The organism is Ruminococcus sp. 210702-SL.1.03 (genome assembly GCF_020559915.1).
In the GTDB taxonomy this organism is placed as follows: domain Bacteria; phylum Bacillota; class Clostridia; order Oscillospirales; family Ruminococcaceae; genus YE71.
Map to the genome: position 1 here is coordinate 102,063 of NZ_JAJCLZ010000001.1, position 14,986 is coordinate 117,048.

The 14,986-nt window shown below is 50.3% G+C and carries 15 protein-coding genes; 1 reads left to right on the plus strand and 14 read right to left on the minus strand.

What is annotated here, in order from left to right:
• Positions 1–6 precede the first annotated feature (6 nt).
• From LI114_RS00495 to LI114_RS00535, 9 genes are all read right to left on the minus strand, one after another.
• Positions 7–369, minus strand: a complete 363-nt coding sequence (locus LI114_RS00495; protein WP_227218445.1) for an acetyl-CoA carboxylase biotin carboxyl carrier protein subunit — start codon at positions 367–369, stop codon at positions 7–9.
• Between the two features lie 39 nt (positions 370–408).
• The gene (locus tag LI114_RS00500) at positions 409–1,791 is read right to left on the minus strand and encodes a carboxyl transferase domain-containing protein (protein ID WP_227218447.1); all 1,383 of its coding nucleotides are present in this window, start codon (positions 1,789–1,791) and stop codon (positions 409–411) included.
• 217 nt (positions 1,792–2,008) lie between these two features.
• A complete protein-coding gene (locus tag LI114_RS00505) occupies positions 2,009–2,740 on the minus strand; it encodes a pseudouridine synthase (protein ID WP_227218449.1) in 732 nt (243 codons plus the stop codon).
• Between the two features lie 64 nt (positions 2,741–2,804).
• On the minus strand, positions 2,805–3,953 hold the full coding sequence (locus LI114_RS00510; protein ID WP_227218451.1) for a D-alanyl-D-alanine carboxypeptidase family protein: 1,149 nt from the start codon (positions 3,951–3,953) through the stop codon (positions 2,805–2,807).
• A gap of 78 nt (positions 3,954–4,031) precedes the next feature.
• The gene (locus LI114_RS00515) at positions 4,032–4,418 is read right to left on the minus strand and encodes a GerW family sporulation protein (protein WP_227218453.1); all 387 of its coding nucleotides are present in this window, start codon (positions 4,416–4,418) and stop codon (positions 4,032–4,034) included.
• A gap of 20 nt (positions 4,419–4,438) precedes the next feature.
• A complete protein-coding gene (locus tag LI114_RS00520) occupies positions 4,439–5,299 on the minus strand; it encodes a DUF2953 domain-containing protein (RefSeq protein ID WP_227218455.1) in 861 nt (286 codons plus the stop codon).
• Between the two features lie 25 nt (positions 5,300–5,324).
• Positions 5,325–5,888 carry an SMC-Scp complex subunit ScpB gene (gene scpB, locus LI114_RS00525; RefSeq protein ID WP_227218457.1) on the minus strand — a complete coding sequence of 188 codons (564 nt, stop codon included), beginning with the start codon at positions 5,886–5,888 and terminating at the stop codon, positions 5,325–5,327.
• Positions 5,888–7,111: a segregation/condensation protein A gene (locus tag LI114_RS00530; protein ID WP_227218765.1), complete on the minus strand. Its 1,224-nt coding sequence runs from the start codon at positions 7,109–7,111 to the stop codon at positions 5,888–5,890. Before LI114_RS00530 ends, scpB begins: the two co-directional genes overlap by 1 nt.
• A gap of 5 nt (positions 7,112–7,116) precedes the next feature.
• Entirely contained in the window at positions 7,117–7,809 is a 693-nt protein-coding gene (locus tag LI114_RS00535) for a site-2 protease family protein (protein ID WP_227218459.1), read from the minus strand.
• 307 nt (positions 7,810–8,116) lie between these two features.
• Here LI114_RS00535 and rpmB point away from each other — a divergent pair, with 307 nt between their 5' ends.
• Positions 8,117–8,302 carry a 50S ribosomal protein L28 gene (gene rpmB, locus LI114_RS00540; protein ID WP_022128483.1) on the plus strand — a complete coding sequence of 62 codons (186 nt, stop codon included), beginning with the start codon at positions 8,117–8,119 and terminating at the stop codon, positions 8,300–8,302.
• A gap of 118 nt (positions 8,303–8,420) precedes the next feature.
• Here rpmB and LI114_RS00545 read toward each other — a convergent pair whose 3' ends face one another.
• The 5 genes from LI114_RS00545 to LI114_RS00565 all read right to left on the minus strand — a co-directional run bounded on the left by LI114_RS00545 (position 8,421) and on the right by LI114_RS00565 (position 14,976).
• On the minus strand, positions 8,421–10,946 hold the full coding sequence (locus tag LI114_RS00545; protein ID WP_227218461.1) for an LTA synthase family protein: 2,526 nt from the start codon (positions 10,944–10,946) through the stop codon (positions 8,421–8,423).
• Positions 10,947–11,185: 239 nt separating this feature from the next.
• Positions 11,186–12,628 (minus strand): Asp-tRNA(Asn)/Glu-tRNA(Gln) amidotransferase subunit GatB, encoded by a 1,443-nt coding sequence (gene gatB, locus LI114_RS00550; RefSeq protein WP_022128481.1) that lies wholly within the window; start codon positions 12,626–12,628, stop codon positions 11,186–11,188.
• A 30-nt stretch (positions 12,629–12,658) separates the two neighbouring features.
• Positions 12,659–14,116 (minus strand): Asp-tRNA(Asn)/Glu-tRNA(Gln) amidotransferase subunit GatA, encoded by a 1,458-nt coding sequence (gene gatA, locus LI114_RS00555; RefSeq protein WP_227218463.1) that lies wholly within the window; start codon positions 14,114–14,116, stop codon positions 12,659–12,661.
• 19 nt (positions 14,117–14,135) lie between these two features.
• Positions 14,136–14,408, minus strand: coding sequence for an Asp-tRNA(Asn)/Glu-tRNA(Gln) amidotransferase subunit GatC (gene gatC / locus LI114_RS00560; protein ID WP_227218465.1), 273 nt, complete (start codon positions 14,406–14,408; stop codon positions 14,136–14,138).
• Between the two features lie 16 nt (positions 14,409–14,424).
• Entirely contained in the window at positions 14,425–14,976 is a 552-nt protein-coding gene (locus tag LI114_RS00565) for a hypothetical protein (RefSeq protein WP_227218467.1), read from the minus strand.
• Between the last annotated feature and the right edge of the window lie 10 nt (positions 14,977–14,986).

Here is a 14,986-nt window from a genome sequence, read left to right on the forward strand (position 1 = left end):
GTTTTATCAGCCGATAACGCAGATAAGGGTGCCTGTTTCTACGGCTGCGCCCTTAGTGGTATTTACGCTGAGTACCTTGCCTGCGCAGGGGGAAGAAATATCGTTTTCCATCTTCATAGCCTCGAGAACTGCGAGAGCCTGTCCTGCTTCAACTGTATCGCCTACTGCGACCTTTACTTCAAGGATAGTGCCGGGCATAGGAGCGTTAACTTTGGTACCGTCTGCAACGGGAGCTACCGCGGGTGCGGGTGCAGGTGCTGCTGCGGGAGCGGGTGCTGCTGCAGCGGGCGCGGTTGCTGCGCCGCCGTCGAGCTCTTCAACTGCTACGTCGTATGCCTTGCCGTTTACTGTGATATTATATCTTTTCATTTTAAATTACCACCATTCTTTAATTTATGCCAGCGCAGATCAGAGCTGGATATTGCTGTGCTTCTTAGGCAGACGAGAAATTCTCTTGCCAGCGAGCACTTCTATCGAGTCGATAAGAACGTTTCTGAGAGCGTTTGCGGGAATAACTCCGTCAATGCAGCCCTTTGCGGCAGCCTTTACGGCGCTGCCCTCTTCGGTGCAGTACTTAGCGGCAAGCTCGGCTCTCTTAGCCTTTACGTCCTCAGCCCCCTTGAGCTCATCGTGATAGAAGAACTCGGCAGCGGTGAGAGGAGAAAGCGCTGTGATAACTGCGTCCTCGCAAGCGTAGCTGAGGTCGGCGTTAGCGCCCTTGCCTGCCAGCGCGATGAATGCGGGGCCGTAAGCCTTGCCTGTAACAACAGAGATCTTTATAGTAGTAGCCTCGGCGTAAGCGTGAACCAGCTTAGTCATAGACTTAACTGCGCCCGCAGCTTCGGTATCGGTATCGCCCGCGAAGCCTTCGGTATCAACGAGAGTGATAACGGGAACGGCGAACGAATCGCAGAATCTTACGAAGCGCGCGATTTTGGTGCAGTCGTCGGCGTTGATCTTATCTGCGGTCTTATTTACGGCAACTGCGCCAACGGTAGCGCCGCCGAGAGTAGCGAGAGCAGTGTAGGAAGCCTTGCCGAAATCAGCGTAAAGCTCCTTAACGCTGCCGCCGTCGAAAACAGCCTCAGCCTGCGCAGCGGCATCTTTGCCTGCCGCTGCGGTGGGCATATCAAATTCATACATAGGTACGGGCGAGATATTGTTCTGCGGAAGTCTTACGAGAAGCTCCTTAGCAGCCTCTACCGCGTCCTTATCGGTATCTGCAAGAATAGCAGCCGTGCCGTTTTTAACGGCGTTTTCGGAAGAAGACTTTACGCCTGCGTTAGGCGCACAGTAAAGTTCTGCGTCCTTAGCGATTATAGTAAAGTCAGCGGACTCAGCGAGCATTGCCGAAGTACCGGAACAAACGCCTGCAACTACCGCTACCTGGGGAACTACTCCCGAAAGATTGGACATCCACATGAGCAGCTCGCCGTAAGCCGCGAGAGCCTCGCAGCCATCGTTAAGATCTGCGCCGCAGGAATCATAGATACCTACCACGGGAACGCCCGTTTTTGCCGCAAGGTCATACACCTTTGCGATCTTATCAGCCTGCATTTTGTTGAGAGCGCCCTTATTTACGGAAACGTCCTGCGAAAATGCGTAGCATGGATTACCTTCAACATATCCGAATGCGGTCACTGCGCCGCAAAGTCCTTTGCCCGAAGCAGCGTATGCGTCAAGCTCGGTAAACTTCCCTTCGTCAAAAAGATATGTCAGCCTTGTTTTTGCAGCGCTGGCAGCGTTTGCGGCAGCCTTGAGCTCTGCAAGATTGGACATAGTTTCAGCCATACCATTTCCTCCTATCAAGAAAAAATAAGGCAGCTCCGCAAAGCCGCGCGGCGCGCGGACTGCCCTGCTGCACACCTCGGGAAAAGGCGCGCAGCTACATATATTTATTATAATATATTCCACCGATTTTATCAAGTGGAAAACGAAGATTACAAATATCTTTTACGTTTACATTCATGATTTTTAACATTTCATCTACATTTCAGCCCGCACGGACTTACTTTTTTGAGATGACGTTTCTCAGCGCGCGCAGCTCTTCGGGCTTGAGGTCGCGCCATGTGCCGGGCTTTAGCATACCGAGCTTTATCGGGCCTACGGCGGTGCGTTTAAGGCGGGCTACTTCAAGCCCTACCGCTTCGCACATCTTGCGTATCTGGCGGTTTCTGCCCTCGGAGATAGTCATTTGCAGCACTGTTCTGCCCGGCTGTTTATCGAGCACGAGCACGGTGCATGGCAGGGTCTTTCTGCCGTCGATAACTACGCCCTCAGAGAGCTTTACGAGCACCTCGTCGTCAACATCGGGGCGGACGGTAACGCGGTAGGTCTTTGTGACATGCTTCGAGGGGTGCATTATCTCGTTGGCGAAGTTGCCATCGTTTGTAAAAAGCAGCAGTCCCTCGGAATTTTTATCAAGTCTGCCGATAGGGTAAACGCGTGCGTCAACGCCGTCGAGCAGTTCGGTAACGCACTTGCGGTCAAGCTCGTCGCTCATGGTGGTAACGTAGCCGCGGGGCTTATTGAGCATTATGTAGCGGTAGGTCTTTTTGCGCTCGAAAACAACGCGCTCGCCGTCTATGCTCACGATGTCCTTGATCGGGTCAGCCTTATCACCGACCTTGCAGGGGCGGCCGTTGATCTTCACTCTGCCCTGCGCGATAAGCTCCTCAGCCTTCCTGCGCGAGCAAATGCCGCTGTCTGCGATTATTTTCTGCAATCTTACTTTTTCCAATTTACACACTTATCCTTTCGCAAGGCGCAAATATGTAACGGGCAAAGCCCGCCGCCTTGTCAGTTTAATCAAGCAGCTTTTCCAGCTCGCAAAAGAAGCCGTGCCAGCCGTTATCTTCTTTATCGCTCGGCGCTTGCGCAACGTCCTCGCCGGCGGTTATCGGCTCGCGCGCTATCTCACGGCCGCCGATGTAAAAGACCGCTTCGCCGACCTTTTCGCCGCATTTCACAGGCGCAAAGGCGAACTTTTTCACGCGGTATTCGCACCTGACTTTATCAGCCGCAGTATCGGGCAGAGCCATGCTTACTTGACGGCACGCCGCGGAAAATTCATCAGCCGTACCGCCCGCCGCCTTAACGGTGAAAAGCTTGCCCGAGCCTTTGAGCACGCAGGTCTGCATCTGCGCAAAAGCGGAATCGTACAGCGCGGAATGGTCGCGCCAATCATCAGGATCGTTGAGGGTAACGCAGATCAGCCGTGCGCCGTTGCGTTCACAGGCGGAAACAAAGCAACGCCGCGCCTTATCGGTAAAACCGGTCTTCACGCCGATAACGCCCTCGCATCTGCCGAGAAGCTTGTTTGAATTGGTGAGCCAGCGCAGTTCGGGCGGGTCGCCGAACTCGAGCTTGATGTATTTCTGCGAGCAGATAGCTGCGAAATCCTCATTTTCAAGCGCTGCAGCGGCAAGCTTCGCCATATCGCGCGCGGTAGAAAAATGCTCTTCGGTATCGTCGTCCAGACCCGAGGGAGTAACGAAATGCGTATCGCGCAAGCCCATCTGCTCGGCGCGGCGGTTCATCTCGTCCACGAAATTTTCGATACTGCCCATACAACGCACGGCGGCGGCGTTTGCGGCATCGTTACCGCTCGGCAGAAGCATACCGCAGACCAGCCCGCGCATGGTGACTTTATCGCCCTCGCGCAGACCCATCGAAGAACCCTCGGTCTTTATAGCCTCTGGGTCAACGGTGAACTGCTCGTCCAAATTGCCGCTTTCGAGCGCTATAAGAGCCGACATTATTTTAGTCGTGCTCGCCATCGGCAGGCGGGTATCGGCGTTTTTTTCGTAGAGAAATTCGCCGCTGACGGGGTCGTAGACCACCGCCGCCTTTGCCGAGCAGCCTCCTACCGCCCCAGCCGTGATCTGCTGCGCCGACATCACCGCCAACATACAGCTCATCACAAAAAAAACTATTCTGCGTAACATTTTCATTGCCCTGCACTTCCCTTTCGTTTTATGCGATTAGGGTATGCGGCGGCGCGAAAAAAATACGCGTTTTTGACTTGGAAATTATTCCTCGTCCTGCTTCGGCTCGGTCTTTTTGTCGATGAAGTCGATGATCTTATCCACAACTTCGGGCACGGTGTTTACGACCGCGTTTTGGTAAGGAGTGGTAGTCGTCATCTGGAGCAGCTTGGTTTCGCCGTTGCGCACGACGATAAAAGCCATCGGCGAGATAGTTACGCCCGCGCCCGAGCCGCCGCCGAAGCCTTTTTTATCGCTGCCGATGTCCGTACCGCCCGAAGCCAGACCGAACGATACCTTTGAAACTGGGATTATCGTTGTGCCGTCGGCGGTAACGATCTGCTTGCCGATTATGGTTTCAGCTTCAGAAAGCTCGCGCACTTTCTCCATAGCAGATTTGACCAGAGCTTCTAATTTTGTACTTTCGTTCATATTTATAACGTCCTTTCAAACTACTTTTGTTCGGGAACTTTTTTCTCATTATGCCTAATTTTAAGGAAATTTACGCCTGCGCAAACTGCGATCGCAATGAGCGCCGAGGGGCGCACGCGAACAGAAAAATCGCATTTTCCGCTGATGGTATTTTCGGTAAATGCACATTCGACATTGCAATTTTTCACGCTGAGGGTGAAAAACTCGGCGAGCGGGGTCAGCAGACCCGCGATAGCGCCCTGCACCGCGCCGTAGTAGATCGCGGCCTCGTGAGCGTCTTCCCTGCCGACGCGGACTTCGGCGCTGTCAATGCGTATGCGTATAGTTTTCAGCAGGCGGCGCACAGTGCTACACGCCAGCGGAATGTACGGCTTGTACTTTAAATATTTCGCTTTCAAATTTGCGAGTTTTGATGGGTGTCTTTCCTCTTTTTGCTTTTTCGACTTATCTTCTGCATGCTTATCTTTAGTCTTTTTATTATCTGCCGCCTTTTCGGGCTTTGTCGCTTCAAACTTGCGCTCAGGTTCGCTTTCGTCAAGATCATCCTCCGAAGAGGTTTTCTGCGGTTCGGCAGGGGCAAGATCTTTCTCGTCAAAATCGCCCGTCATAAGCATTTCGTCAGTTATCTCGCTGTCAAGATCGTCGCTGAAATCGTCCGCAGTCGGCGCGGTTTCAGACTTTTTCTTAGTTTTTGCCTTTTTTTGTTTTTTATTCCGCTTGCTTTTAGGCTCGCGCGGGTAGACCGTAAACCAAAAATACTTGACTTTTAGCGTTAAACCGTCCGCCGCGGCGTGAACGTAAATGCGAGCGGAAAAATGCAGGAGAATGACGATGAGCGCGATCAAACCCAGCAATATCCAAAGCACTATTATCGTCATCATCTCCCTTGCAATTTATGTAATAAAATTAATTTTCTGTATTTTGTGCCTGCTCCTCATCCTCAAACGAAAGCTGCTCGTTTTGTTTAGGCAGTTTTGGAAGTTCGGAAAGAGAATTCAGACTGAACGCGCGCAGGAAATTCTCGGTAGTCTTGTATGCAACAGGTCTTCCGGGCAGATTGAGCCTGCCGGTTTCGCAGAGCAGATCTTTCTCGACCAGCGAATTAACAACGCTCGAGGAATCGACGCCGCGGACGTGCTCGACAAAAGCCTTAGTTACAGGCTGATTGTACGCTGCAATGGTAAGTACTTCCATAGCCGCAGGCGAAAGCGCAGTACTCTTTTTGATCTCCAGCGCGGCTTTTACATCGTCAGAAAATTCCTTTTTGACCGCAAGCTGGTACGAATTTTCCAACCGCTGCAGCTCGATGCCGAAGTCGCGCTCCTTATATTTTTCGGTGAGATAAGCAAGTCCGTCCTCGGCGTCCTTCTTCGGAATAACCAGCGCCGCCATGAGTTTTTCAAGCGAAATCGGCTCGCCGCTCGCGAAAAGCACCGCCTCGATGTGGGCGGCAAGATCCTTAACGTCCATCACATTCTCTCCCTTCCGTATATCCAGCAATTGGCGGTATTTTCGGGATATGTCCACCGCCATTTTCCGCCGAAACGGTTGAGCTTTACGCCGCGTGTTATCTTGACATCTGCGGAGGGCAACTGCTCCTGCTCTTCCCTTTCGGGTCGGATAATATTCAAATTTTTATATTCAGTTTGTTCTTCGACCTTTGATTCGTCGGCAGATTCGATATGTATAACGGCGACCGGCACGGCTAATTTGTGCTGATCTCGGCGCGTTTCGGGAATACTGCATTCGCGGATCGGCGCTACGAAAACTTCTGTAATCTCCGTCGGCTCGTCGGGTGAAGAGTCTGAAACGTCAGCAATTTCGGGCGTTTCGTCAACACGCTCTTCGATCTGCTCGGGTTCGGATATCGGTTCGTCTGCCGCTATCTCTTCGGGTACGGGTTCTGAAATCTCCGGCTGAAGCTCATCTAACGGATCTGTCTGAGGTTCGGAAATTTCCGACGTAACAGCAGGTTCGTGATTATGTTTACGCTTCGATTCGCGGTTGAATTTTATTATAGAATTGTCGTCATTCAGAAAAATCCTGCCTGATTTTGTCAGCTCAAGAACAGCTAAGAAGGTCGCCACGCGCGCCGATTTGTCGGAAATGCCCTCGTAAAGCTCTGACATCGCGCACTCGCCCGAGCGGTAGAGCTTTTTTAGCACGAAAACGATCTTCGAGGTGACGGTGACGATGCGCGTTGCAACTATCGGCGAAAACTGCTCGGCGCGGACGGGTTTTATCGCGCGTGATTTTTCTGACATTCCCATGTACGCGTCTACCAATTTTTGCACGTCCAGCGTTCCTGTGAATGTCTTATTTATCGGCAATTTTTCGGGAGGTCGCACGAAAACCGCGCCGTAAACGCAGATCTCGCGCAGCTTTGCCGCCGCCTGTTTGCATGCCGAGTACTCTATCAAGTCGCCCTCAAGCTCTTTTTTCAGTTCCTCAGCCTCTTCGGCAGAGGGCAGCAGCGAGCAGGTCTTGATGTACACAAGGCGCGCCGCCATAGCGAGGAAGTCGCCAGCCGCGTCAAAATCCTGCTCGTCGATCGACTCAATGTACTCCAAATACTGGTCGAGCAGGAGCGATATCTCAATATCGCAGATATTAAGCTTGTGCTTTGTTATAAGATAAAGCAGCAGATCGAGCGGCCCTTCAAATGCGTCTAATTTAAACGATATAGTTTCCATGGCTGTCAAAAAATAGCTCTTGCGATAATATCAACAAAAAATGTCAGCTTATCTATCAAGAAATACGCGCCGTACTGGAGATAGCCGAGCGGCGTATCGAGCGCGCGCGAAACTATAAGCACGAGGAATGCTATGCTGATGACCTGCTGATACTGGTAAATGAAGCGGTTCCACTTTTCGCCGGCGAAGTACGCGACGATCTTTGAGCCGTCGAGCGGGGGGATCGGGATAAGGTTGAACACCGCGAGACCGAGGTTCACGAGCACAAAATAGTGGAGTATGAACGCGAGCCAGTAAAGCGCATCGCTCTCGTTGACGGCGTAGGCGGCGCTGATGAATTTATAGATTATCATTCCGCCCGTGCCCATTATGAGGTTTGAGAGCGGCCCTGCCGCCGCGCAGAGCATACTGCCCTTACGGTACTGGCGGAAGTTGAGCGGGTTTATCTGCACAGGTCTGCCCCAGCCGAAGCCGCCGAACAAAAGACACACCGCGCCGATAGGGTCGATATGGCGGAGCGGGTTGAGCGAGAGCCTGCCCTGATAGCGCGGGGTATCGTCGCCCAGCTTTACAGCCGCCCACGCGTGCGCGTATTCATGCACAGGCACTACGAGAAAAATTATCATAAAATTCACGCCGATCTGTACAAGCATCTGCGGCGACATACTCGCAAGCAGCGAAGCCATGATGTTATCCATAATACTTTCCTTTCGTTGCATTTTGATGCAAAATAATGTAAACTGATTTTCCTAACAATTATATATACATATTTATTATACACCATTTTGCTCATGATTTCAAGTATATTTAGCTTTTTTCATCTCATTTTCATGAATAATTATCCTGCAAGCGCAATTTACAAAAAAATAATATTTTTTTCTGAAAAACACTTGCATTTTCATTTTAAATGTGCTATAATATTATTTGTTGTAATGGTTTGTGCAGATGATTGCATTCCCATTATTCAGAAAACATCATGTGCACACAAGAAGGAGGTGCGTTGTAATGGCAAAGTGTCAGTATTGCGGCAAGCAGATCGCATACGGTATAAAGGTTTCCCACTCTCACAGAAGAACTAACAGAAGCTGGAAGCCCAACGTTAAGAGAGTAAAGGCAGTTGTCAACGGAACTCCCTGCCATGTTTATGCTTGTTCCAGATGCCTGCGTTCGGGCAAGGTCGAAAGAGCATAATTTATTTGCTTAATTGAAAATCAAGACTGCTTTTTTGGCAGTCTTATTTTTTTTGCCTTTTTGCCGATCATCCATATTATATGAAAAAGTCCTGACCGCTGCCGATCAGGACTTTATTTTATATTGCGTAAACTTTTCTTCTTACGACCTTATCAGGCGGCGAGAAAGGCTCTTCCGAAGCGGACGATGTGTTGTTATCTTCAGTATTCATATTACCGTTGAAGCCCTCTTGAACTTTATGGATAATATCATAATAAATGATAGAATTGGAAACATCTATGCGGTCTGCCGCATAATCGAACCTATCCTTGATATAGTTGTCGTCAACTACGCCGTCATTCTTGCGCGCTTGAGCATGCTCCGCCGAGTAATCGCTCTCCGCAAACTTGAACAAGCCCTCGTTGTCCTCGGAATACAGCGGTATGGGGTCGTTTTTGTAGACCTGATTGCAGGAAGCGTAATCCGCTACGTTCTTATAATCGGTGAGGTCGAAATACGTTTCTTTCTGACTATCATAATATACCGTATCTGTAATGAAGTTGCCGTTCGGGAAAATAACTATGTTTTCCTCCTCATCATCGAACGAGAAAATATCGTGACCGAGCGCGTACTCGTTAGTAAAGTTAAACATATTTCCCAGCGTGGGCTGCACGTCATACATACCCATAACCTTGGTTATCTCCTTAGGCTCGTAGCCGCCGTCCTTAGACCAAATGATGAAAGGCACTTTGCGGTTGAGATTGTAGTAAAATTCGTCAACGGGGATATAGCCGGCGTCGTCCTCGGTAAGGGTTTCGTTGGTAAAGGGGTTGTAGTTGTAGTAATACTCGTACTCCTCTTCCTTGACCTTAGCGTCATGGTCGCCGTAGATGACTACTACTGTGTTGTCAAGCAGGCCATTGCTGTCCAGATCTTCCATAAGCTGACCTATCGCCTGATCGGCATAGTGCACCGACTTGAAGTAATTGCCGAGCTTTCTGCCCTCGAGGAACGGACGCGAGATCTCCTCATACATACCCGTTTCCTCGTTGTACTGCTTGTACTTGAAGCTTACGTCGAAGTCGCTTACGCGGTTGATGTCTGAGAAAGGCGTATGGTTGGTGAGCATTATGAGCGTACCGTAGAAATTTTTGTTATTCTCGGCTATTTCTTTTATTTTTGGTACAGACTGGCGGAAGAATGATTTATCCGAAAGTCCCAGACCGATAGTTTCGTCTATATCGTAATCGGTAGTGTAGTTATAAAGGCGCTGATAGCCGAGCGACTGGTGCAGGTTCAGGCGGTTCCAGTATGAGCCGTTATTGCCGTGCATACTGAAAACATAGTAGCCCTTTTCGCCGAATTTCTTCTGCGTGGTGGCATAATCTCTGTCCCAATAATTTATCGCAACGGTGCCGCTGGAGGCGGGCATCAGCGAAGTCGCGAAAGTAAATTCGCTATCGGAACTTGTGCCAACGCTTTCCTGCGCGTAGAAATTCGAGAAATACAGACCCTCGCGCGCTATCTTATTAAGATTCGGGGTAAGCTCTTCGCCATTGATATAGGTATCGAGCGTGAACTGCTGAACGCTCTCGGCGTGGATAACGAGAACGTTTTTGCCCTCGAAAATGCCCGAGTATTCGTTTGCCTTATTCTTCTTTTCCTCATTTACAACGTGTACCTTAGAGTCGCTTTCTTCCTTAGAGTCGAAAAATTCATCGAACTTCTTCTTGCTCTCCTCATAGCCGAAAACCATGTTGAGCTTAGCGTGAATGGAAGATACCGTATCACTTATCTGATAAACGTACATTCCGAAACTGCCCATTACCGATTCTCTGTTCCACTGCTTCACAAGGCGCGAGCAGTCGGTGGGAGTGAGCATAGTCGAGAAGAATATTCCGCAGACCACCGCGACTATCGAAGCCGAGCCTGCATACCTTGCGAGCGCGGCGCGCGGCTGCTTCTGCTTTACATAGCCCGGCTCGTGGGTCTTTTTGATGAGTATGTAGACCGCGATCATCGCGAGGATAGGCCAGAGAAGTATGAAATCCTTAGCCTCCATGATGTTTTTTGTAACGGCGTCCATTACTCCGCCCAGCTGCGAAGCTGTCGAGAGCAGCGAAACTGAGAGGAATGATTTGTAATTCGTGTAGTAGATCGAATTGCCCATTCCCAGTATCGAGAAAACGACCGTCCATATCATCAGGTATTTAAATCTGCCGCTCTGCTTTCTAAACAGGAAGCCGAACAGACCTATTATGGTAACAGCTACCACGTCTGCCAGCATCGGCTTTACTATCGCCATGAAAACATCCGCGCCCGCCTTGCTCTCGCCGAATTTCACGGTAAAGGCGCGCAGTATCAGCGAGTTTACCACCAGCGAGATAACGAACGTTAAAAACAGCGCATTGTTCATGAAGAACCCGCACAGCGGCGTTATTATCGGTATGTTTTTCTTAGGCTTTTCAGCGGTTTCGGCAGCTTCATCGCGGGTATCGTTTTTTGCAGCCGCCGCTTTTTTCTTCTTTTTTTCAGGCTTTTTCTTTGTCTTTACAGCGGCTTCCGCCTGCGCGCCGCCCTGCTCTGCCTGCGCCGAATCTGAAACAGACTCTGAAGCTGCGAGCTTTTCATCTGCGTCTTTTTTATTATCGGTATTTAATTTCACAGTGCTATTCTCCTTTTATTTTCCACATTATCCATATATACTTATTCGTCTGCGATGTCCGGATCTAAGACTTTTTCACGCCCAAAGATTATTTTACTACAAAAAAAATAAATGTCAAGCGAAATCGGCTTTTTTTCAGACCTCTTTCACACAAATATCAAAAAATTTACAGAATAAAGCATATCGAACAAAAGTGAAACACCGCTATTTTGCAGCGGCGTATGCGCTTTTTTATGCGATCACATTTCAGAGAGCTTTTTGGTGATTATCTCTTTCATCATGCCGGGGTTCGCCTTACCCTTAGATGCCTTCATGCACTGACCTACCAAATAGCCGAGGGCGTTGGTCTTGCCGTTTTTGAAGTCGGCGACAGACTTTTCGTTGGCGGCGAGAACTTCGTCGGCTATCTTTTCCAGCGCGGCGGAGTCGGAAACCTGAGAAAGACCCAGCTCTGCGATTATATCCTTAACGGCCTTATCCTGCTCGAGAAGCACGGCGAATACCTTTTTGCCGCTGGCGTTCGAGATGGTCTTAGCGTTGATGACGTCTACAAGGTCGATGAGCTTATCGGCGGTGAGCTTAGTATCGGCAATGGTCTTTCCGGTATCGTTGAGATACTTCACAAGGTCGCCGACTATCCACGAAATGTAGGACTTCGGAGCAGCCTTGCCTTTTGCGGTGCACTCGTCAAAAAGTCCCGCAAGCTCTACCGACTCGGAAACGAAAGTAGCTTCCTTGAGGGTGATGCCGAAGTCATTTACATACCTCAGCAGCTTAGCGTTCGGCAGCTCAGGGATCTGCTTTTTCAGCTCGTCTACTCTTTCCTGCTCTACTACGATAGTCAGCAGGTCGGGCTCGGGGAAATAGCGGTAATCCTGAGCGTCCTCTTTAGAACGCATAGAGGTGGAAACGCCCTTTACGTCATCCCAGCGGCGGGTCTCCTGAGTTATCGTTCCGCCCGCTTCTAGTATCTCTATCTGGCGGTTGATCTCGTAATCAATACCTCTTACGGCGGCGGAGAAGCTGTTTACGTTCTTCATCTCGGTACGCGTGCCGAGCGGCTCGCCGGGCTTGTGTACAGATACGTTTACGTCGCAGCGGATAGAGCCTTCCTGCATCTTACAGTCGCAGATGTCGAGGTATTTGAGTATAGATTTCAGGGTTTCGAGGTAGATCTTCGCCTCAGCCGAGCTTTTCATATCAGGCTCGGAAACTATCTCGATAAGCGGCACGCCGCAGCGGTTGAGGTCTACGAGCGAAGAACCGTGGAATTTATCGGAGTGGAGCAGCTTGCCCGCGTCCTCTTCGATATGTATACGGGTAACGCCTATCCTGCGCACTTCGCCGTCTGAGAGAATATCCACATAGCCGTTTTCGCAAAGCGGAACGTCGGACTGCGAGATCTGATAAGCCTTAGGCAGGTCGGGGTAGAAATAGTTTTTTCTGTCCTGCTTGCACACGCGGTTGATGGTGCAGTTGAGCGCGTGGCCCATTTTTATAGCGTAATCTACTACCTTTTCATTAAGGGTAGGCAGCGTGCCGGGCATACCCATGCAGATGGGGCACACCTGCGAGTTTACCTCCAGACCAAACTGGTTTTTGCAGCTGCAGTATATTTTAGATTCAGTCGAAAGCTCGGCATGAGTTTCTAGGCCGATAACGACTTCATAGCCTTTTACCATTTTACGTCAATTCCTTTCAAATCAATTCGATCAAAGATTGGGCAGACGGAAGCCGCCTACTGCCTTTTCGTAAGCATACGCCGCGCCGAGAAGCTTATCCTCAGCGAACTTATCGCCTATGAGCTGCAAGCCCACGGGCAGCTCGCCAGCCTTATTCATGCAAGGCACGGAGATAGCGGGCAGACCTGCGATATTTACCGTAACGGTGCAAACGTCGGTAGCATACATCTTGAGCGGGTCGTCGGTATTCTCGCCGATCTTGAAAGCGGGAGTCGGCACGGTGGGCGCTGCGATAACGTCTACCTCGCGGAAAGCTTCGGCAAACTCAGCGCTGATGCGTCGCTGGAGCAGCTTAGCTTTCTTATAGTAAGCGTCGTAGAAGCCCGAGCTGAGCACGAACGTACCGAGCATTATTCTTCTCTTGACTTCATCGCCGAAGCCCTGCGAACGGGTCTTTTCGTACATATCTACAAGACCATCGTACTCTTCGGCGCGGAAGCCGTACTTTACGCCGTCGAAGCGCGCGAGGTTTGAGGAAGCCTCGGCGGAGGAGATGATATAGTATGAAGAAAGCGCGTAATCGGTAGAGGGCAGCGAGATATGCTTAACCACTGCGCCCTGCTTTTCAAGCTCCTTAACGGCTTCAATAACGGCAGCCTTTACGCCGTCCTCTATGCCCTCGCCGAAATATTCATCGGGTATGCCTATGCGCAGACCTTTAACGTCGGAATTGAGCAGAGCCGCGAGATCGGGATACTCGCGGTAAGCGGAGGTAGCGTCCATCTTATCATGGCCGCAGATAGCGGTCTGGAGCATAGCAACGTCCTCTACCGTTTTGCCGAGAGGGCCGATCTGGTCGAGCGAGCTTGCGAAAGCTACAAGACCGTAGCGCGAAACAGCGCCGTAAGTAGGCTTTAAGCCGACAACTCCGCAGTAGGAAGCGGGCTGGCGGATAGAACCGCCCGTATCAGAGCCGAGGGTCATTACGGCTTCGCAAGCCGCAACAGCCGCCGCCGAACCGCCCGAAGAACCGCCGGGTATTCTGGTAAGGTCGAAAGGGTTCTTTGTTTTCTTGAAATAAGAATTTTCGGTGGAAGAGCCCATAGCAAACTCATCCATATTCAGCTTGCCCGTAACTACTATATCGTGGGCGCGCAGCTTTGTCATAACGCTCGCATCGAAAGGCGGAACGTAATTTTCGAGCATTCTGGAAGCGCAGGTGGTGCGCAGACCCTTAGTAGAGATATTATCCTTTATGCCGATGGGTATGCCTGCGAGGGGCGAAAGCTCGGCGCCCTCAGCACGCTTTTTATCGACCTCGGCGGCTTTGGCAAGGGCGTTTTCCTCATCGAGGGTTATGTAAGCCTCTACCTTATCCTCTACCTGCGATATTCTCTCGAACACCGACTTTGTAAGCTCTACCGAGCTTATCTCTTTATTTTTAAGCATTGCAGAAAGCTGCGACGCACTTTTTTCATATAAAGCCAATTTATTCAACTCCTTGATATTACTGTTCTACCGTCTTTGGAACTACTAAGCAGCCCGCTTTTACCGAGGGGGCGTTCTTCATAAGCTCCTGCCTTGTAAACTTGCCGCTTTCGGCTACGTCGGGGCGCAGCTTCATCGGGGTAGCGGGGTCGGGCTTCAGCTCGTCTGAAATATCAGGCAGCTTCTCCACCATTTTCACGATATTCTCCATCTGAGTTCCAAACATTTCAAGCTCGTCCTCGGGTATCTCGAGCCTTGCGAGCTTTGCGATATGCTTGATGTCGATATTCATATCTATTCCTCCTGTTTTAGTTTATTGTTTTCCACTTAGCGCCCGCGCATTTCTGAGATAAAAATTTCTCAAGGTCGGGGTACTGCGGAACATTATTTTTGTTTATATACACGCCGAATCCGCGCTTGCTGACAAGCAGCAGGAAATCGCCGAAGTCTACTATTTTATTTACATCGCCGTAAGCGGCGTGAGCAGCGCCTTTTTCCGGCATACGGGGGCAGGTTATCTGCATCTCACCGTCAAAAAAGGCTATCGAGAAAAGCTGGTCGGAAAAGCCGGTAGCGGTAACGAGAGAATCTATCTCACGCTGAACTACCCTTTTCGGCTGTTTCAGATACGTCACGATAAGCGCTATACTGCTTATCATCAGCATGGCTAAGATGACGAATAAAAAGTCGATCTTTCCGCCCCGTGTGAGCTGATCGATCATTAAACACGCCGCCCAACCGCCTATCACGATCTGGAGCACGATATTGAACAAATGTCCGCCCGTTTCTACGCCGTAGGCGACTCCGCGGCGGTACTGTTCTTCTGAAATTGCAATGTCAAGAGTAAAAAGCGGCTGCATAAAAACCTCT